General features: G+C 47.1%; 18 protein-coding genes. 6 read left to right on the forward strand and 12 right to left on the reverse strand.

Translation table 11 applies throughout. From position 1 onward, the window contains the following. Window positions 1-45: 45 nt before the first annotated feature. Together ftsH and rlmE are read right to left on the reverse strand one after the other, a co-directional pair. The gene (gene ftsH, locus LG272_RS09920; RefSeq protein WP_126759158.1) at window positions 46-1,971 is read right to left on the reverse strand and encodes an ATP-dependent zinc metalloprotease FtsH; all 1,926 of its coding nucleotides are present in this window, start codon (window positions 1,969-1,971) and stop codon (window positions 46-48) included. Window positions 1,972-2,016: 45 nt separating this feature from the next. Further along, window positions 2,017-2,643 (reverse strand): 23S rRNA (uridine(2552)-2'-O)-methyltransferase RlmE, encoded by a 627-nt coding sequence (rlmE, locus tag LG272_RS09925; protein WP_404408281.1) that lies wholly within the window; start codon window positions 2,641-2,643, stop codon window positions 2,017-2,019. Between the two features lie 81 nt (window positions 2,644-2,724). On the opposite strand from rlmE, the gene yhbY reads away from it, so the two are divergent. Continuing rightward, complete coding sequence (gene yhbY / locus LG272_RS09930) at window positions 2,725-3,033, forward strand: ribosome assembly RNA-binding protein YhbY (RefSeq protein WP_126759160.1); 309 nt, start codon at window positions 2,725-2,727, stop codon at window positions 3,031-3,033. Window positions 3,034-3,043: 10 nt separating this feature from the next. On the opposite strand, the gene LG272_RS09935 is transcribed toward yhbY, so the two are convergent. Then, a complete protein-coding gene (locus LG272_RS09935) occupies window positions 3,044-3,523 on the reverse strand; it encodes a helix-turn-helix domain-containing protein (RefSeq protein ID WP_126759161.1) in 480 nt (159 codons plus the stop codon). 151 nt (window positions 3,524-3,674) lie between these two features. Here LG272_RS09935 and LG272_RS09940 point away from each other — a divergent pair, with 151 nt between their 5' ends. After that, window positions 3,675-3,944, forward strand: a complete 270-nt coding sequence (locus LG272_RS09940) for a helix-turn-helix domain-containing protein (RefSeq protein WP_126759162.1) — start codon at window positions 3,675-3,677, stop codon at window positions 3,942-3,944. 23 nt (window positions 3,945-3,967) lie between these two features. On the opposite strand, the gene greA is transcribed toward LG272_RS09940, so the two are convergent. The 5 genes from greA to LG272_RS09965 all read right to left on the reverse strand — a co-directional run bounded on the left by greA (window position 3,968) and on the right by LG272_RS09965 (window position 11,119). Further along, window positions 3,968-4,444 carry a transcription elongation factor GreA gene (greA, locus tag LG272_RS09945; RefSeq protein ID WP_126759163.1) on the reverse strand — a complete coding sequence of 159 codons (477 nt, stop codon included), beginning with the start codon at window positions 4,442-4,444 and terminating at the stop codon, window positions 3,968-3,970. Then, the gene (gene carB, locus LG272_RS09950) at window positions 4,441-7,665 is read right to left on the reverse strand and encodes a carbamoyl-phosphate synthase large subunit (protein WP_126759164.1); all 3,225 of its coding nucleotides are present in this window, start codon (window positions 7,663-7,665) and stop codon (window positions 4,441-4,443) included. Before carB ends, greA begins: the two co-directional genes overlap by 4 nt. Window positions 7,666-7,667: 2 nt before the next feature. Beyond that, on the reverse strand, window positions 7,668-8,807 hold the full coding sequence (gene carA / locus LG272_RS09955) for a glutamine-hydrolyzing carbamoyl-phosphate synthase small subunit (RefSeq protein ID WP_126759165.1): 1,140 nt from the start codon (window positions 8,805-8,807) through the stop codon (window positions 7,668-7,670). A gap of 243 nt (window positions 8,808-9,050) precedes the next feature. Next, window positions 9,051-9,854, reverse strand: a complete 804-nt coding sequence (gene dapB / locus LG272_RS09960) for a 4-hydroxy-tetrahydrodipicolinate reductase (RefSeq protein WP_404408285.1) — start codon at window positions 9,852-9,854, stop codon at window positions 9,051-9,053. Between the two features lie 23 nt (window positions 9,855-9,877). Next, a complete protein-coding gene (locus tag LG272_RS09965) occupies window positions 9,878-11,119 on the reverse strand; it encodes a dicarboxylate/amino acid:cation symporter (protein ID WP_126759167.1) in 1,242 nt (413 codons plus the stop codon). 287 nt (window positions 11,120-11,406) lie between these two features. Between LG272_RS09965 and LG272_RS09970 the strand changes: the two genes are divergently transcribed. After that, window positions 11,407-11,721: a multidrug efflux SMR transporter gene (locus LG272_RS09970; RefSeq protein ID WP_126759168.1), complete on the forward strand. Its 315-nt coding sequence runs from the start codon at window positions 11,407-11,409 to the stop codon at window positions 11,719-11,721. Between the two features lie 102 nt (window positions 11,722-11,823). Here LG272_RS09970 and LG272_RS09975 read toward each other — a convergent pair whose 3' ends face one another. The 4 genes from LG272_RS09975 to grpE form a co-directional block, all read right to left on the reverse strand. Continuing rightward, entirely contained in the window at window positions 11,824-12,636 is an 813-nt protein-coding gene (locus LG272_RS09975; RefSeq protein WP_404408287.1) for a M48 family metallopeptidase, read from the reverse strand. 113 nt (window positions 12,637-12,749) lie between these two features. After that, on the reverse strand, window positions 12,750-13,889 hold the full coding sequence (gene dnaJ / locus LG272_RS09980) for a molecular chaperone DnaJ (protein WP_126759169.1): 1,140 nt from the start codon (window positions 13,887-13,889) through the stop codon (window positions 12,750-12,752). 108 nt (window positions 13,890-13,997) lie between these two features. Then, a complete protein-coding gene (gene dnaK / locus LG272_RS09985; protein WP_126759170.1) occupies window positions 13,998-15,908 on the reverse strand; it encodes a molecular chaperone DnaK in 1,911 nt (636 codons plus the stop codon). Window positions 15,909-15,997: 89 nt separating this feature from the next. Beyond that, window positions 15,998-16,609, reverse strand: coding sequence for a nucleotide exchange factor GrpE (gene grpE / locus LG272_RS09990; protein ID WP_126759171.1), 612 nt, complete (start codon window positions 16,607-16,609; stop codon window positions 15,998-16,000). 124 nt (window positions 16,610-16,733) lie between these two features. Between grpE and nadK the strand changes: the two genes are divergently transcribed. The 3 genes from nadK (at window position 16,734) to LG272_RS10005 (ending at window position 19,781) form a co-directional block, all read left to right on the forward strand. Beyond that, window positions 16,734-17,624 (forward strand): NAD(+) kinase, encoded by an 891-nt coding sequence (nadK, locus tag LG272_RS09995; RefSeq protein WP_126759172.1) that lies wholly within the window; start codon window positions 16,734-16,736, stop codon window positions 17,622-17,624. Between the two features lie 77 nt (window positions 17,625-17,701). Continuing rightward, window positions 17,702-19,378, forward strand: coding sequence for a DNA repair protein RecN (gene recN / locus LG272_RS10000; protein ID WP_404408290.1), 1,677 nt, complete (start codon window positions 17,702-17,704; stop codon window positions 19,376-19,378). A 49-nt stretch (window positions 19,379-19,427) separates the two neighbouring features. After that, the gene (locus tag LG272_RS10005) at window positions 19,428-19,781 is read left to right on the forward strand and encodes an outer membrane protein assembly factor BamE (RefSeq protein WP_126759174.1); all 354 of its coding nucleotides are present in this window, start codon (window positions 19,428-19,430) and stop codon (window positions 19,779-19,781) included. Window positions 19,782-19,826: the final 45 nt, after the last annotated feature.

A 19,826-nucleotide genomic window follows, 5' to 3' on the forward strand; every position in this document is an offset into this window, starting at 1 on the left:
CTTTATTCAAAAAAAAGCCCCGCATGACGGGGCTTTATCAACTGATTAACTTGCCGGTGTATCACCAGCTGGTTTACTCGTCGACACTGGTTGGCTATCCTCAGCCTTGCCATCGTCGCCGCCCGACTTATTATTATCGCGTTTTTGCCAATCTCGTGGCTCACGCACATCGCGGCGGTTCATTAAGTCATCAATTTGATCCGCATCAATGGTTTCATACTTCATCAACGCATCTTTCATGGTATGCAAGATATCGATGTTTTCTTCCAAGATTCGTTTTGCTCGATCGTAGTTACGATCAATAAACAATTTCACTTCTTGGTCGATCGCTCGTGCGGTCTCGTCCGACATGTGTTTGTGTTGCGTTACCGAACGACCTAAAAATACCTCGTTCTCATCATCAGCGTAAAGCAACGGTCCCATTTTCTCAGATAGACCCCATTGGGTGACCATTTTCCGTGCAATTTGCGTTGCCCGCTCGATATCATTCGATGCTCCGGTCGTCACTTTTTCATCGCCATAAATTAATGCTTCGGCAATTCGCCCACCAAACAAACTCGAAATCATACTTTCCAAATGTTGTTTGGAGTGACTTACGCGATCTTGTTCTGGCAGGTACATGGTAACGCCAAGCGCGCGTCCACGTGGAATAATCGATACCTTATACACAGGGTCATGCTCTGGCACTAAACGTCCAACAATGGCGTGCCCAGCTTCATGATAGGCGGTCATCGCTTTCTCTTCTTCGGTCATCACCATGGAGCGGCGCTCCGCACCCATCATAATCTTATCTTTGGCTTTCTCGAACTCTTCCATGGCAACAACTTTCTTGTTACCGCGCGCTGCAAATAACGCCGCTTCATTCACTAAGTTCGCCAAATCGGCACCCGAGAAACCCGGTGTACCACGGGCAATAACCGATGCATCAACATCTTTGCCAAGCGGAACTTTACGCATATGAACTTTCAAAATTTGTTCACGGCCACGCACATCTGGCAAACCGACAACAACTTGACGGTCGAAACGGCCTGGACGCAATAACGCTGGGTCAAGAACATCCGGACGGTTCGTTGCAGCAATGACGATAATACCTTCGTTGCCTTCAAAGCCATCCATTTCAACGAGCATTTGGTTCAAGGTTTGCTCACGCTCATCATGACCACCGCCTAAACCGGCACCACGCTGACGACCCACTGCATCTATTTCGTCGATAAAAATGATACATGGTGCGGCTTTCTTCGCCTGCTCGAACATATCGCGAACACGTGACGCACCGACACCAACAAACATTTCGACGAAATCAGAACCTGAAATCGAGAAAAATGGCACTCGCGCTTCACCGGCAATCGCTTTCGCAAGCAATGTTTTACCAGTACCTGGAGGACCGACCATCAAGACACCTTTCGGAATTTTGCCACCGAGGTGTTGGAACTTGGTTGGATCTTTCAGGTAATCAACTAACTCACTTACTTCTTCTTTTGCTTCATCACAGCCTGCAACATCAGCAAAAGTAGTTTTAATTTGATCTTCGCTCATCAAACGCGCTTTGCTCTTGCCGAACGACATCGCGCCACGGCCACCACCGCCCTGCATTTGACGCATGAAGAATATCCACACACCAATCAACAGCAACATTGGGAACCATGAAATAAAGATTTGTGCCAATACACTTGGTTCTTCTGGCAACTTACCGTTTACTTCAACATTGTTCTCGAGCAAGTCATCCAATAGTTTTGGATCGTACTGCGTTGGGACAACCGTGGTAAATTGTTCACCACTGCGCGATTGTGCCGTGATCATCCGCCCATCAATATCAACCGAACGTACACCACCATTGTGAACTTGGTTAATGAATTGGCTGTACGCGACTTGTTGACCATTAGCGCCGCTTTGACTGAAATTGTTGAATACAGTCATTAAAACAACGGCTATGACCAGCCATAAAATGAGATTTTTTGCCATATCGCTCAAAGCTGACTACCTCTTGTTTGCATTTGTAGCACGCCTTACAGGGTACTACAGTTTGTAACCGGTCGCTACCAGATACACTTCTCGTGAACGGGCTCGCGATGAATCTGGTTTACGCGTTTTCACTGTTTTAAATGCAGCACGGACGTTTTTCAAAAATTCTTCAAAACCTTCACCTTGGAATACTTTGACGACAAAACTGCCATTTGGTTTCAATACCTGATGACACATATCCAACGCTAATTCAACGAGATACATGGAACGTGGCTGATCAACATTATCATTCCCACTCATATTTGGTGCCATATCTGACAAGACTACATCTACGTTTTTGCCGCCGATTCGGCTCAATAGCGCCTTTAAAACTTCCTCATCGCGAAAGTCACCTTCTAGGAAATCGACACCAGCGATTGGGTCCATCGGTAAAATATCGCACGCAATGACTTCACAGTTCCCGTGCAACGAATCCACCACAAACTGCGACCAGCCACCAGGCGCCGCCCCGAGATCGACCACGGTTTGCCCTTGCTTTAAAATTCTATCTTTCTGCTGTATTTCTTCTATTTTAAATACAGCACGTGAGCGATACCCCTTTTTCTGTGCTTTTTGCACATAATGGTCGCTAAAATGTTCTTGGAGCCAACGTTTGCTGCTGGCGGAGCGTTTTTTCGTCATGTTTCTCTTACCAAACTGGCTTCTTCTACCCAGATGGCGGTAGAATAGCGGAAATTCAAGTCATTCGATGGGATATATTACATGGCAACGGCCGTAACCTTAAGCAATAAACAAAAACAGCACTTAAAATCATTGGCTCATTCACTGAAACCAGTGGTGTTATTAGGCGCTAATGGCCTTACAGAGGGCGTGATGGCAGAGATTGAGTTGGCGCTCGAACACCACGAATTAATTAAAGTAAAGGTGCCGGATGAAGATCGCGAATTGCGTGAGCAAATTTATGCGACGATTATCGCGCATACCGGCGCTACAAAAGTACAAGTGGTCGGGAAAATTCTGACCATGTATAAGCCAAGTCCTGCTGCAAAAATTCAGCTACCTCGCGCATAATTTTTTGTTATTACTTCTCTTTTTGCGCTGTAGCGAGAGCTAATGCAACTTGGTGCAGCGCTGTCTCTAATAACATGGCATCACCACGCCTTTTAAAAAAGGTTTCAGCCATGAACTGACGGTTTTGTTCGGTCATTGGAACCTGATGCTGTTCCATTATCGGTTCAACAAACTCCAGCGCTTTTAGAGTATCAGCTACCGACGGGGTCGAGTACGCCACCCCATCCTTTTCTGTGACCGTTAAACTCACATTGGGGTAAAACAATTCGACATTGGGTGCAAACAACCAATCTAACGACACATTCTGTCGCAACAAACCTTCAATGACTCGATCGTAATTGATTGAACCTCGGCGCTTCCAATTACTGTAGGTGCTTTCCGGTAGCCCTAACCAACGCATAACAGCGCTCGCTGTAGTCTGTTTAGATACCAGCTTTAAACGCTCGATGCAGGTATCAATGTCTGGCAAATCAAAGTTGCTTTTAGCCATAGTCTGTGGTCTATTTTATCCAACCTGTCATTTGAGTGGTTTTGCTTCATTTTTAATATCAAATGACAGATTTAACCTTAAATTGAGTTGTTTTTAGAGTTCTTTGTGAACTTGTAATTCACTACACTTGAACAGATAAGCACTATACCTGATGGACAGTAAACAAATCAAAAAGGAATTAATGCGTCGCGGTTTTGATTTTTCAATGATCGCAGAAGCGTTGGGTAAGAGCCCATCACTGGTCTCTAAGGTAGCATCGCGTAAAGCGCGCTCCCAGCCCGTTGCATTAGCGATTGCGAAGGCATTGGGTATGGAGATTGATGAGGTATTTCCAGATATCGATGCGTATCATCACCAGCCGATGACAGCGGAACAGCGCAAACAAAAACAGCGCGAACTGGTCGCGCTGTTAAAAGACTAATTGATATAACTTGGTACCGGTCGCTAAATATATTCAACCTTCACAACTTCATATTCAACTTCGCCGTTAGGTGTATTTACACGAGCAACATCATCAATTTCTTTACCGATAAGCGCACGCGCAATCGGTGAATTGATTGAAATAAGATTCTGTTTTATATCAGCTTCGTCGTCACCGACAATCCGATAGGTCATCTCTTTATCGGTAACTGTGTTATACACCGTAACCGTTGCACCAAAAATCACTTTGCCTTGATTCGGCACTTTGGTCACATCAATAATTTGCGCATTGGAAAGCTTCGCTTCAATTTCCTGAATTCGACCTTCACAAAAGCCTTGCTGCTCACGCGCTGCATGATATTCGGCATTTTCTTTAAGATCGCCATGCTCACGCGCATCGGCGATCGCTTGAATAATACGCGGTCGATCTTCAGTTTTTAAGCGCTTCAATTCCTCCCGCAGCATCTCCGCGCCACGGGTGGTCATTGGAATCTGATTCATCGTTCTAAAACCCTTTTGTGCAATGATTGAAGTGAATTCACACGCGCACGATCATCGGCGGTGTTAGCTTTCACTGTGGCAAACGCTGCATTTAATGTTGTGGTATACGTTACTTTATTCAAGAGCGCTTCGCGGCGAATATAAACCGAGTCTTCTATTGCCTGACGCCCTTCAACCGTATTAATAATGTAACTGTACTCGCCGTTCTTAATTGCATCAACAATATTCGGACGCCCCTCTTGTAGCTTGTTCACGACGGAACAGGCGATGCCATCGTCGTTCAGCAATTTTGCTGTACCGCGAGTGGCTTCGAGGTTAAAGCCTAAACCGATGAGTCCGCGCGCTAAATCAAACAAACGCGCTTTATCGCCGTCACGTACCGACAATAATGCCTTACCAGCTTTCGCTAAAGCTTCACCAGCTCCAAGATTCGCTTTAGCGTAAGCTTCTTCAAAGCTCTCGCCAACGCCCATAACTTCACCAGTCGAGCGCATTTCGGGTCCGCGAATTGGGTCGACACCTTGGAACTTCGCAAATGGAATCACCACTTCTTTCACTGAGTAATACGGTGGAATCACTTCTTCGGTGTAGCCTTGCTCAGCCAACGACTGGCCGACCATAACGCGAGCCGCAATTTTAGCTAGTGGTAGCCCAGTTGCTTTCGACACAAACGGTACTGTACGAGCAGCACGCGGATTCACCTCAATGAGGTAAATCTCGTCATCTTTAATGGCAAATTGAGCGTTCATCAGGCCGTTTACGCCGAGTTCAAATGCTAACTTACTCATCTGCTCGCGTAACTCATCTTGAATCTTGTCACTTAATGAGTACGGCGGTAACGAACAGGCCGAGTCACCAGAGTGAACACCCGCTTGTTCAATGTGCTGCATAATACCGCCAATGAGCACATCTTTGCCGTCACAAATCGCATCAACGTCTACTTCAATCGCGTTATCTAAGAAACGATCGAGTAATACTGGTGCTGAATTCGAAACTTTTACAGCATCAGTCAAATAACGTAATAAGTCGCTCTCGTCATAGACAATTTCCATTGCACGACCGCCTAGCACGTATGACGGACGCACAACTAACGGATAGCCAATACGTTCAGCTTCACGTAACGCTTCATCAACTTTGGTAACTGTCGCATTTTCTGGTTGTTTTAAACCTAAACGGCGTACGGCACTTTGGAAGCGTTCACGATCTTCTGCGCGGTCAATTGCATCCGGCGACGTACCAATGATTGGCACCCCATTCGCTTCAAGTTCACGCGCTAATTTCAATGGCGTTTGGCCGCCGTACTGAACAATCACACCTTTTGGTTTTTCGACGCGCACAATTTCCAACACGTCTTCCAGAGTAATTGGTTCAAAATACAAACGGTCCGACGTATCGTAATCGGTTGAAACGGTTTCAGGGTTACAGTTCACCATAATTGTTTCGTAACCGTCTTCACGTAACGCTAGGGCTGCGTGCACGCAACAGTAGTCAAACTCAATACCTTGGCCGATGCGGTTTGGACCACCACCGATAACCATGATTTTATCTTTGTCGCTTGGCGCAGCCTCACACTCTTCGTCATACGTTGAGTACATATACGCCGTGTCTGAGCGGAATTCTGCCGCGCAAGTATCCACGCGCTTATAAACCGGGTGAATCCCCAGTTCATTACGACGTCGACGAACTTCTGTTTCGGCCACGTCGAGTAAGTCCGCGATGCGCTTGTCAGCGAAGCCTTTACGCTTCAATAAACGTAAGGCATGAGCATCTAAGCCTGCCATGCCGAGCTTTTGTACTTCTTCTTCAAGCAGCACAATCTCTTCAATCTGAATGAGATACCATTCATCAATGCGCGTCAGCTCAAATACTTCATGAACCGTCATGCCTAAGCGAAATGCATCGGCAATATAGAAAATACGTTCGGCACCTGGTTCTTTCAGCTCACGAATCACTTTTCCGCGGGCTTCAGGGTCGTTAATGTCGACCATCGGGTCGAACCCTGATACGCCGATCTCCAAACCACGCAGCGCTTTTTGCAATGATTCTTGCTGGTTACGACCAATGGCCATCACTTCACCCACCGATTTCATTTGGGTGGTTAGGCGGTCATTACAGCCTGCAAATTTCTCGAAATTGAAGCGAGGGATTTTGGTAACAACATAATCTAGCGCAGGTTCAAACGAAGCTGGCGTCACACCACCCGTGATTTCATTTTCAAGTTCATCAAGGGTATAACCAACAGCCAATTTCGCTGCAACTTTCGCAATTGGGAAGCCAGTGGCTTTCGATGCTAACGCAGATGAACGTGATACCCGTGGGTTCATCTCAATCACGACCATACGACCAGTATCAGGACAAACACCAAACTGAACGTTTGAACCACCGGTTTCAACACCAATTTCACGCAATACAGCCATCGCTGCGTCACGCATCAACTGGTATTCTTTGTCGGTTAAGGTTTGTGATGGTGCGACGGTGATGGAGTCACCGGTATGAATGCCCATGGCGTCAAAGTTTTCAATGGCACATACGATAATGCAGTTGTCTGCACGGTCACGTACCACTTCCATTTCGTATTCTTTCCAACCAATTAATGATTGGTCAATGAGCAATTCTTTGGTCGGTGATAAATCTAAACCGCGACGGCAAATTTCTTCAAACTCTTCACGGTTATAGGCGATACCGCCGCCGCTGCCACCCATGGTGAAACTTGGACGAATAATCAATGGGAAGCCGAACTCTTCTTGAATCTCAAAGGCTTCTTGTAAATTGTGCGCAACTTTCGCGTTTGGCGTTTCAAGACCGATCGATTTCATCGCCTTGTCGAAGCGGTCGCGATCTTCCGCTTTATCGATGGCATCCGCATTAGCGCCAATCATTTCGACGCCATATTTTTCCAATACGCCGTGCTTATCAAGTTCTAGTGCACAGTTAAGCGCTGTTTGACCACCCATGGTTGGTAACACGGCGTCAGGGCGTTCAACCTCAATAATTTTCGCAACCACTTCCCAGTGAATCGGCTCAATGTAAGTCACATCAGCCATCTCAGGGTCGGTCATGATGGTAGCTGGATTCGAGTTCACCAAAATTACCCGGTAACCTTCCTCACGTAGCGCTTTACAGGCTTGAGCACCAGAGTAGTCGAACTCGCAGGCTTGGCCGATTACAATCGGACCAGCACCAAGAATTAGAATGCTTTTAATGTCGGTACGTTTTGGCATAGTTACTGGCTCATCAATTCAATAAAGTGGTCAAATAACGGGGCCGCATCATTCGGGCCAGGGCTCGCTTCTGGGTGTCCTTGAAAGCTAAATGCCTTCACATCCGTTCGCTCAATACCCTGTAAGGTACCGTCAAATAGTGATTTATGGGTCGCCTTAAGATTATCAGGCAAGGTTGTTTCATCTACCGCAAAACCATGGTTTTGACTGGTAATCATGACGCGTCCGCTTGCCAAGTCTTGCACAGGATGGTTGGCACCATGGTGACCTAATTTCATTTTTACGGTTTGCGCACCGCTTGCTAAAGCCAGCAACTGGTGACCTAAACAAATGCCGAAAATAGGTACTTGCGCTTCAATAATTTCCTGAATCGCTTGTATCGCGTAATCACACGGTTCGGGGTCGCCAGGGCCGTTCGACAAGAACACACCATCGGGCTTCATCGCTAGCACATCTTTTGCTGGTGTCTGTGCAGGGACCATTGTCACTTTACAGCCACGATCAGCGAGCAACCGCAGTATATTGCGTTTGCAGCCATAATCGTAGGCAACCACGTGGAATTTCGGGTCCGTTAGCTCGCTAAAACCTTGACCGAGCTTCCAGCTTTTACTGGTCCATTCAACTGGTGTGCGAATCGTGACTTCCTTCGCAAGATCTAAGCCCTTTAAGCCTGGGAAGTTCTGCGCGAGTTCAAGCGCTTTTTCCACGTCAATTTCACCAGCCATGATGCAACCATTTTGCGCACCCTTTTCACGCAAAATGCGTGTCAGTTTGCGGGTATCAATGTCCGCAATACCCACAACGTTACGTTGACGCAGGTAATCTCCCAGTGACTGTTCACGACGGAAGTTACTCGCTTTCAACGACATTTCACGAATAATCAATCCTTTCGCCCACACGCGATTAGATTCTTCATCTTCGTGGTTTGTGCCGTAATTGCCAATGTGGGGATAAGTAAGGGTAACGATCTGTTCTGCGTAGGAGGGGTCGGTGAGAATTTCTTGGTAACCGGTCATGGCGGTGTTAAAAACAACTTCACCAACTGCGGTACCGCCGGCGCCAATGGCCGTGCCGTGAAAAACAGTCCCATCGGCAAGTACCAAAATGGCTTTACTTGCTGAGTGGCTCGCTAGAATACTCAAGGTTAACCTCCGTACATAAAAAAACGGGTGAATCAAAAAATGACTTCCCCGTTGATTACCTTGCACCAGCGTCGGATATTCAAAAATTGTGATTTAAAAATCGCATTTCTGAGTACCAGTGGAGTGCGCGTTTCAGCTTGCCCGAAATGTTACTGGCAAATTGACCGTATTCTACAGAAAATCGGCCGTTTCGTAAACTGAAAATTGGTGATTTGTACAAAGACCTAGCACCAGCCTGTTCGACTAGATTAATTGTTTCAAAAGTGTTTTTAATTGCAGCATATCAGCCATGCTATACAAGCCCGAAGGCTGATCTTTCAACCATTCTGCAGCTTGCACGGCACCACGCGCGAAAATTTGACGATTACTGACACGATGGGTTAATTCAATACGCTCGCCTGGATGCGCAAACAAAACCGTGTGCTCGCCAATAATATCAGCCGCACGCACCACCGAAAAACCGATAGAGCCAGGTTCCCGCACGCCATCGCCGCGCACCCCAGCAGAGAGCTCTGATAAACGTTTACCACGTCCCGCTGCGGCGCTTTCACCAAGTACCACCGCAGTGCCTGATGGCGCATCACGCTTCGCACTGTGGTGAGCTTCAAAAATTTCAATATCGGTATCCGGCAAAGCCGCTGCCGTAAGTTGTACCAATTGTCGCAGCAAGGTGATTCCTACACTCGTGTTTGCCGCATATAAAATTGGCATTGACTGCCCAGCTTGCGCCAATAACGTATGTTGCTGCTCGCTTAACCCTGTTGTACAAACAACAAGCGGAACGCGAAGTCGTTTGGCTAGCGCGATATTATTTTCTAGCGCTTGTGGTAGCGAGAAATCGATAAAAACATCCACTTGCTCGGGCTTTACCTCTCCGGCATGCTGAAAACGCACGCCAGCTTCAGCTACGTTGGGATAAATGGGCTCGCCGTAGCGGCTAGATTGGTCGCCGACAACCGCAGCTGTTACCGTTGCGTTGAGGCGTGATGCGTTGGCAATCACGGCTTGCCCCATCCGTCCGCTGGCACCTAGTATCCCTAGCTTCATAATTCCTCGTTAATCGTTATTCGTTAATCGTTATTGGTTATTTGTTGAGCGTTGCTTGATGATGGCTGTGCTTGCTGATTGCTTCTACCGAGAACGACAGATACAGCCATGTCGCCGGTCACGTTTGTTGCGGTTCGCGCCATATCGATAATGCGATCAATCGCAGCAATGAACGCAATACCCTCCAGCGGTAATCCGATAGCGTTCAGCGTCACTGTTAACATAACCATCGCCGTTCCAGGTACGCCTGCCGTACCCACTGACGCTAACGTAGCTGTCAACGTAATCAACATGTAGTCTGCCCAGTCTAGCGGAATACCGTAAATTTGTGCAATAAAGATAGAGGCAATCGCTGGGTATATCCCACCACAACCGTCCATATTAATGGTTGCACCTAGGGGCAGTACAAAGCTAGCGTACTCTTTCTGAACACCCAATTTTTCCGTAATCGCTTGGTGCGCCGCCGGAATTGTGCCGAAACTACTGCAGGTTGTAAAAGCGACCAATTGCGCTGAGAACACCGATTTAAAGAAAAACCAAGGCGACATACCGGCTAAACGAACCATGGTGCCATACACCAATACAATATGCAGAATACATGCCAGATAAATCGCACCAATAAACGCCGCCAACGGCGTCAAGCTGGCTAATCCATAGTGCCCGACAACCCAAGCCATCAAGCCCAACACGCCGAACGGCGTTAGTTCAAGCACCATCTTGGTAATGCGATACATCACCTGAGCGCCAGCCTTCATGACATCGCCAAACGGCTTCGCTGCGTCGCCCAACTGATTAATTGCTACACCTACAAGAGCAGCGAATACCACAATCTGAATGACATTACCTTCAGCCAATGCCGCAATTGGATTGGTCGGAATAAAATTTAAAAATACGTCAATGGGCCCTGGCACATCTTTAGGCTGGTAATTACTGTCAGCAACCAAATCAGGCGATGGGGTAATGTCTAACAGTTGCGCAACAGATAATCCAATTAAACTGGCTATGACCGCCGTCAGCAGAAACAAACCAATGGTCTGCACGCCGATTTTGCCAGCCTTTTCGCCGCTACCAAGCTGCAAAATAGCACTCACAATGGCGAAGAAAATTAACGGCGCCACCAACATTTTCAGCGCGTTGATAAACAACGTGCCTAGCGGACGCAGTGCTTGCGCGGCTTCAGGCTGCGCCACACCAATGATTACACCTAGCGCAAAAGCACCAAGTACACGCTGCCAAAATGGAATTGCAAACCAAGCCTTAAACATAACACCTCTTGAAAATTCAATTTCGATATTAGCTATTGGATATTAGATATTGGTTAAAACACAAATACCCGATACATGAGCTCTGATATCTAATATCCAATAGCTAATATCGTTCTTGCGCTGTATTGTACTAACGCTGGCAGACGTGCTTTAGTTCATTTTGGACTGACTTATAACCGAGTGATAGAATTCTCAGCAGAGGACGACCTCTCCCAATCTGGGCCCACTCGAATTATCTAAGGGATAACTGACCAGGACGACCTGGCGCTGGAAAACAGGAGCGCCCTATGGCTTGGCTCTATCTTTTTACTGCAGGTGTTTTTGAAATTATTTGGGCGTTTGCAATGAAGCAATCATTTGGCTTTACTCGCCCCTTCGCTACCACCATCACAATTATTGCGATGCTCATTAGCTTCTGGCTACTTGCCGTAGCCATGCGCACTATTCCGCTCGGAACGGCCTACACAATTTGGACAGGAATTGGAGCGGTAGGCGCTTTTGCAGTAGGTATCTGGTTTCTCGGCGAACCTGTCACGCCCCTGAGGCTGTTAGCTGCCGCATTGATTGTCGCAGGCTTAATTCTAATGAAACTCGCGAGCTAAAAATGCAAAAGGGATATTAGCTATTGGATATTAGATTAACCCAAAATAGCCGATACATAGGCGCTAATAGCTAATATCTAATAGCTAATATCGTACTTGCTTTTAAAGGGTGCAGAGCGGTTTGCGGCGCTGTGATGCTGCCTGCTGATAAAGCTCCTGAACCTTAGGCGCATACGCCTCTAATGCCTGAATACGAGACTGTGGTGAAGGATGCGTTGAGAGAAATTCAGGCGTATTAGCACCGCCAATTTTGGCCATATTCCGCCACAAATTAGCAGCTTCGGCTGGGTTGTAACCGGCCGCTGCCATATAATCCATACCTAACTGATCTGATTCACTTTCGTGAACACGTGAGTACGGCAACAAAACGCCAACTTGCGCACCAATACCGAGCGCAGCCATTGCCAATGCCGCGGTTTCGCTATCAAGATTTTCAGAAACCAAGACGGAACCGACCTGTAAACCTATGCCAACGGCAAACTGATTCGACATCCGCTCATTCCCGTGGTCAGCGATGACGTGGGCAATTTCATGACCAATAACCGCCGCCAACTGATGCCGATTTTCAGCTATTTTTAAAAGCCCTGAATACACCCCGATATTTTCGCCGGGTAGCGCAAACGCGTTTACCTGCTCACTATCGAATACAGTAACGTCCCACTGTCTATCTCGCCAAGGACTTGGCAAAACTGCAATCAAATCATCAGTGATACAACGCACGTAAGCATTCGTGCGTGCATCGGTACTAATTTTTTCTTTCGCTTTTAATTGGGCGTAGCTATCGTCACCCAAAGAGGCTAATTGACCACTGGAAAATAGCATCAACTGACTACGCCCAGTCGGCGACTCAGTGCATCCGCTTAGTATTAGGCTGCTCGCTAAGGCGGCAATACCGATTTTCATCCAATGACCCATAACCCCTCCTAAATGCAACTGCGATATTAGCTAATAGATATTGGATATTAGCAAGAGTTTCGAACATCAGTTCTAATATCAAATATCAAATAGCCAATATCGCTTTTGTTGTGTTATCCGCGAAGGTCGTCGAAGAATTTGCGGACACCATCAAAGAAGCCCTTTTCTTTCGGCCGATACTTGCCCGCCTCTTCGCCTGTGCCCATCGATTCTTCAAGTTCACGCAATAAGTCGCGTTGTTGCTCCGATAAATTTACCGGCGTTTCAATCACTACTTTGCAAATCAAATCGCCTACCGCGCCTGTGCGAACTGATTTCACACCTTTGCCACGCAAACGGAACAACTTACCAGTTTGTGTCTCGGCAGGAACTTTCAGTTTCACTTTACCTTCAAGGGTTGGTACTTCGATGTCTCCACCCAAAGCGGCGCGAGTGAAACTAAGTGGTACTTCACAGTATAGATTATTTCCATCACGTGCAAAGATTGGGTGCTCACGCACATGCACTTGCACATACAAATCGCCAGCCGGCGCGCCCATCTCACCTGCTTCACCTTCGCCACTTAAGCGAATTCTGTCGCCTGTATCAACGCCTGCTGGAATCTTAACTGATAGGGTTTTGGTGCGCTCAACCCGCCCTTCACCGTGACACGTGCGGCAAGGGTCTTTGATTACTTTGCCGCGACCTCGACAGTGTGGACATGGCTGTTGTACCGCAAAAAAGCCCTGACGCATTTGAATCTGACCTGAACCATGACAATGGCTACAAGTTTCAGCTCCGCTACCCGCTTTAGCACCACTACCATCACAGTCTTCACAAGTGCTTAATTTCGGTATTTTCAACTCAACTTCTTTGCCACGAACCGCTTCTTCTAAGCTAAGTTCGAGGTTGTAGCGTAAATCGGCGCCACGTTGCGCTTGCGCTCGCCCCCGACGGCCGCCACCACCAAAAATATCACCGAACACATCACCAAAAATATCTGCAAAATCAGCGGCGCCTGCACCACCACCAAAACCACCTTGTCCTTGCTCAAATGCAGCATGACCATATTGATCGTAAGCCGCACGTTTTTGCGGATCTGATAATACTTCGTACGCCGCACGCACCTCTTTGAATTTCATCTCGAGGTCTTTATCGCCTTTGGTACGGTCAGGATGGTACTTCATCGCCAACTTTTTGTAGGCTTTTTTGATGTCGCGTTCACTGGCATCTTTGCTGACACCCAGCACTTCATAAAAATCTGGTTTCGACATAATTATGTGGTTTCCACGTTCCTTTACTTCCTGCCTGATACAAGCACACGGAGGCTACCCCTCGGCAACCCCCGTGTGTTGAACTACAGACACCCGGTGGGCGTGCTCTTATTTCTTGTCGTCTTTGACTTCTTCAAACTCAGCATCAACAACATCGTCAGCATCTTGCTTGCCACTGTCGCCAGCGTCGCCCGCCTGTTGAGCTTTCGCTTGAGCTGCTTCCATCAACTTGCCTGACGCTTCAATCAATGCTTGCTGTTTCGCTTCAATTTCAGCTTTGTCAGAGCCTTTTATCGCTGCTTCTAAGTCGCTAATGGCTGACTCGATAGCTTCTTTATCGCTCGCTTCAAGCGCATCACCCGCTTCTTCAAGTTGCTTACGGGTACCATGAACCAAGGCATCCGCTTGGTTACGCACCTGCACCATCTCCTCGAATTTACGGTCTTCTTCCGCATGCGCTTCGGCATCGCGAACCATTTTTTCTACTTCATCATCGCTCAAGCCAGATGAAGCCTTAATGGTAATTTTCTGCTCTTTACCTGTATCTTTGTCTTTCGCTGATACATGCAAGATACCATCTGCATCAATATCAAACGTCACTTCAATTTGCGGCACGCCACGTGATGCTGGGCGAATACCTTCTAAATTAAATTGACCTAGTGACTTGTTATCTGCGGCGCGCTTACGCTCACCTTGAATAACATGCACCGTGACCGCTGCTTGATTATCTTCTGCGGTTGAGAAAGTTTGCGACTGCTTCGTAGGAATCGTCGTGTTCTTCTCAATCAACTTGGTCATGACACCACCCATGGTCTCAATACCAAGTGATAATGGTGTAACGTCAAGCAACAACACGTCTTTCACGTCACCTTGTAATACACCCGCTTGTACTGCTGCACCTACGGCAACCGCTTCATCTGGGTTAACGTCACGACGTGGCTCTTTACCGAAGAAATCAGTTACAGCTTGCTGAACTTTTGGCATACGGGTTTGACCGCCCACCAAAATAATGTCGTGAATTTCGCTCACTGACAAATCAGCATCTTTCAACGCTTGTTTCACTGGCTCTAAGGTTTTCGCAATCATGTCTTCTACCAACGACTCAAGCTTCGCACGCGTTACTTTAATCGCTAAGTGCTTCGGACCAGTCGCATCCGCAGTGATGTACGGTAAGTTCACTTCCGTTTGTTGCGCTGAAGAAAGCTCAATTTTTGCTTTCTCTGCTGCTTCTTTCAAACGTTGCATTGCGAGCGGATCTTTACGTAGGTCAATGCCTTGATCTTTGTTGAACTGCTCAACCAAGTAGTTGATCAAACGGTTATCGAAGTCTTCACCACCTAAGTGGGTATCACCGTTAGTGGCAAGTACTTCGAAGGTATGGTCGCCATCAACTTCATCAATTTCAATAATTGAGATATCGAACGTACCACCACCTAAGTCGTATACTGCGATGATATTGTCGCCTTTTTTCTTATCAAGGCCATATGCTAAAGCTGCTGCTGTCGGCTCGTTGATAATACGCTTCACTTCAAGGCCAGCAATACGACCTGCATCTTTGGTTGCTTGGCGCTGCGCATCGTTAAAGTAAGCTGGAACTGTAATAACAGCTTCAGTCACTTTTTCGCCCAAGAAGTCTTCTGCAGTTTTCTTCATTTTCTTCAAAACTTCAGCAGAAATTTGCGGTGGCGCTTTCTTCTCGTCATTGATTTGCACCCATGCATCGCCATTGTCGGCTTCAACAATTTTGAAAGGCATGATGCCGATATCGCGCTGTACTTCTTCGTCTTTAAAACGACGACCGATTAAGCGCTTAATCGCAAATAAAGTTTTGTTCGCGTTCGTTACCGCTTGACGCTTAGCAGGTGAACCCACCAATACTTCGCCATCATCAGTGAATGCAACCACTGACGGGGTTGTACGATCGCCTTCTGCGTTTTCAATAACACGCGGTTTGTCACCATCAAGTACTGCTACACACGAGTTAGTAGTACCTAAGTCGATTCCGATAATTTTACCCATGATTCGTCTCCAACTTCATAATCTAAAACAGGTTTGATAACTCAAATATGGGGTGGTTTTTTCGCTTTTCAACACCCCAAGTAGGGTTATTAAGAATTTTTCACCACCATCACCATGGCTGGGCGCAACAAGCGTCCGCTCAAGGTGTAACCTTTCTGCATCACCGCCAACACGGTGTTGTTTTCATGCTCTTCTGATGGCTGCATTGCCATCGCTTGATGTAATTCTGGGTTGAACGTGTCACCAACCGCACCAACGGCCTCAACACCGAACTTTGTTAGCGTGCTCAGCAAGTTTTTATGCGTTAGTTCAATGCCTTCAAAGAAGTTCTGATTTACATCATCGGCTTGCTTCGCAATGTCCATCGCACGCTCAAGGTTATCAACCGTATCCAACAGTTCACCTGCAAACTTTTCCAGCGCGAATTTATGCGCTTTCTCAACATCTTGAGCTGAGCGACGGCGAACGTTTTCCATTTCCGCTACGGCACGCACTGCACGATCATTGGCATCATCGGCACGCTGTTCAGCTTGGCTTAACGCCAACTCAAGCGCCTCAATGCGTTGCTGGCTCTCATCTACCGTTTCAGTTGCGGTTGCTTGAGATTCGGCCTGCTCATCCTGAACCATTTGCTCAGCTTGGGTTTCCGTCGTTTGCTGCTGTTCAGCTTGCGCGGCTTTGGTTGAATCATTCTTGGTCATAACTGCGTACTCTTTGTTGAAATTCACAAATGAACAATAATTTGTTGTGATATAACTATCTGCAGGCAGTTATGGGGTCAGCTGGTGATGATTCAAGTCATCACAGCAAAAAAAGGGAAAAAACATGACGACTACAACGCATCCAGCATTTCGACGCATTGCACTGCTTGGCAAAGTGAATCATGAAGCCACGCGAGCGACCTTGCTGAAACTCGAACAAACCCTATTGAATATGGGTTATGAGGTGATCGTTGAGGCGCGAACAGCCGAGCAATTAAAGTCAACGCAAGCGCAGATATTACCACTACATCGAATCGGAGAGTCTGCCGATATAGCGGTTGTTGTTGGTGGTGACGGCAACATGCTGGGCGCAGCGCGGGTGCTTTGTGAAGCCGACATTGCAGTGATTGGGGTAAATCGTGGCAACCTCGGTTTTTTGACCGATCTTGATCCTGACCACGTCATTGAGCAGTTGAAAGCTGTACTCGAGGGCAACTATCAAACTGAACGTCGGTTTCTGCTGCAAGCCGAAGTATTTCATTGCGGGAAATCCAAAAGTGTTGGACGCGCCATTAACGAAGTCGTGTTGCACTCTGATAAAGTGGCGCACATGATCGAATTTGAAGTGTATGTCAATGATGAATTCGTTTATTCACAGCGCTCCGACGGCCTGATTATCAGCACCCCAACCGGTTCCACCGCTTACTCGTTATCTGGCGGCGGACCAATTCTTACACCAGGTCTTGATGCTATTACCATGGTTCCCATGTTTCCCCACACGCTAAGCAGTCGCCCGATTGTAGTCGATGGCCATAGTGTTATTCGCCTGCGTGCCGCGGCCGATAACGATAGTCTTCAACTGAGTTGTGATGGTCATGTACGTATGACCGTACAGCCCGGCGATGATGTGGTGATTCAACAGCATCCGCATCGTTTGCGCTTAGTTCATCCACAGGATCACAGCTACTATCGCGTATTAAGAAACAAACTAGGTTGGGGTAGTCGTCTGTTTTAAAATTTTTGGCCCCCTCTTGCATTACTGTATAAATACTGTATAACTACTGTACACATACACAGTGTTTGAGGTGTCCTATGCTGCTTCATATGCAAATTCGCAACCTTGCGGTTGTTCGTCAACTTGATGTCGATTTTAACGCGGGCATGACGGCCATTACTGGCGAAACCGGTGCAGGTAAGTCTATCGCACTCGATGCGTTGGGTTTATGTTTAGGTGATCGTGCTGACGTTGATTTAATACGTGCCGATGCCGAAAAGGCTGAAGTGAGTGCTACCTTTCAATTGGCTACAACCAAAAGCCCAGCCGTACAGTGGTTGCGCGAACAAGAACTGCAAGACGACGATGCTTGTACTTGTGTATTACGTCGTATTATTACCCGCGAAGGGCGTTCAAAAGCGTGGATCAACGGCTATCCAGTCACCGCATCGCAGCTTAAGCTATTAGCCCCACTGTTAGTTAATATTCATGGTCAACACGAGCACCAGTTGTTAACGCGACCTGAGCATCAGTTGAATCTGCTCGATGCCTACGCACGTCATCAAGCATTACTCGATGAGGTTCAAACCGCGTACCAGAATTGGTACGGCTTACGCAAACAACAAAAACAACTGCACCAGCAGCAAGCAGACATGGAGTCGCGACTACAGTTGCTCAGTTATCAAGTTTCTGAATTAAACGAGTTTGCTCTCGCTGAAGGCGAATTCGAAGAACTCGAGCAGCAGCATAAGCGCCTCGCCAATAGTGCCGCTTTGGTGGAAGATTCAGCCTTTGCATTAAATGCTATTTATGAAGGTGAGCACAATAATGCTTACAGCTTGCTGCAAAGCGCGTTATCACGCCTAGAACAGCAGTTAGAAACCGACCCTAACCTGGCCGAAACGGTGCGTATATTGAATGAAGCGAGCGTCCAAGTTGAGGAAGCGGCACGCGAACTACGCCACTATCAAGATAATATCGAGCTTGACGATGAACAACTCGTACTAGCTGAACGACGAGTTTCGCAAGCCATTCAGCTGGCGCGCAAACATCAACTCGAGCCAAGTCAATTGTACGAACATCATCAACAGTTACTTGCCGAACTTGAGCAACTTGAAACAAATCAAGCGGAATCTGCTGACATCGATGAGCGTGTTGAACACGCAGCACAATCATATCGAAAAGCAGCAGCGAAATTATCGGCTAGCCGAGAAAAAGCAGCCCATGAACTTAGTGATCGCATAGCGAAAAGTATGCAGCAGCTCAACATGCCACATGGTCGATTTGTGATTGAAGTTAATCATCAGGCACAAGCTCCGGCAACGCGTCTCGGTACCGATGAAGTTTGCTTTACCGTCACCACCAACCCAGGGCAACCTTTACAATCACTCGCAAAAATCGCATCAGGTGGCGAACTATCGCGTATTAGTTTGGCGATTCAAGTGATAACCGCAAGCCAATTAATCACGCCAACACTAATGTTCGACGAAGTCGATGTCGGCGTGAGTGGTGCGACGGCAGCAACCGTGGGTAAATTATTACGTCAGCTTGGGGAATCAAATCAGGTTATATGTGTCACACACTTACCGCAAGTTGCTGCAAAAGCTCATCAGCAACTTCGTGTAGACAAAGTCACAGATGGTGCAAGTACCGAAACGACCATGGTTCGACTCGACCAAGATGACCGAGTTATCGAACTCGCTCGCCTCCTAGGCGGCGATCAAATTACTGCGGCAACCAAAGCAAATGCTGCTGAATTACTTGCGGTCGGTTAGGTGCTTTGTTTATCATCACCAACAGAATCACAAATTAACAGCAGGTGTTATGAAAGCTCTCGTAATTGCAGGTAGTGTTTTAATTCTTAGCGGATGTTCCGTTTTTGACAGTTGGGTGTACCGGATCGATATACCGCAAGGTAACTATCTTGAGCAACGTGACGTTGATCAACTTCGGGTCGGTATGACCAAAGAACAAGTTGCTTACGTTATTGGTGAGCCTGTCGCTGAAAATGTTTTTGATCAAGATGTTTGGTATTACGTATTTAAATTAAATTCTGGTCGCAGTCGAAGCGAAGACTACCAACATAAAGTCACGTTAACCTTCGAAAATGATCAATTGATTGCCTACGACGGCACTTTCGACCGGCCAGAGAACTTCGATACTCCGCTGGAGCAGTAAGTACTCGCAGTCCGTACAAACTTTGCGCGCCAGCTTTCTTCCAGA

Origin of the sequence: Pseudidiomarina marina (assembly GCF_044807045.1) — a bacterium.
GTDB lineage: Bacteria > Pseudomonadota > Gammaproteobacteria > Enterobacterales > Alteromonadaceae > Pseudidiomarina > Pseudidiomarina marina.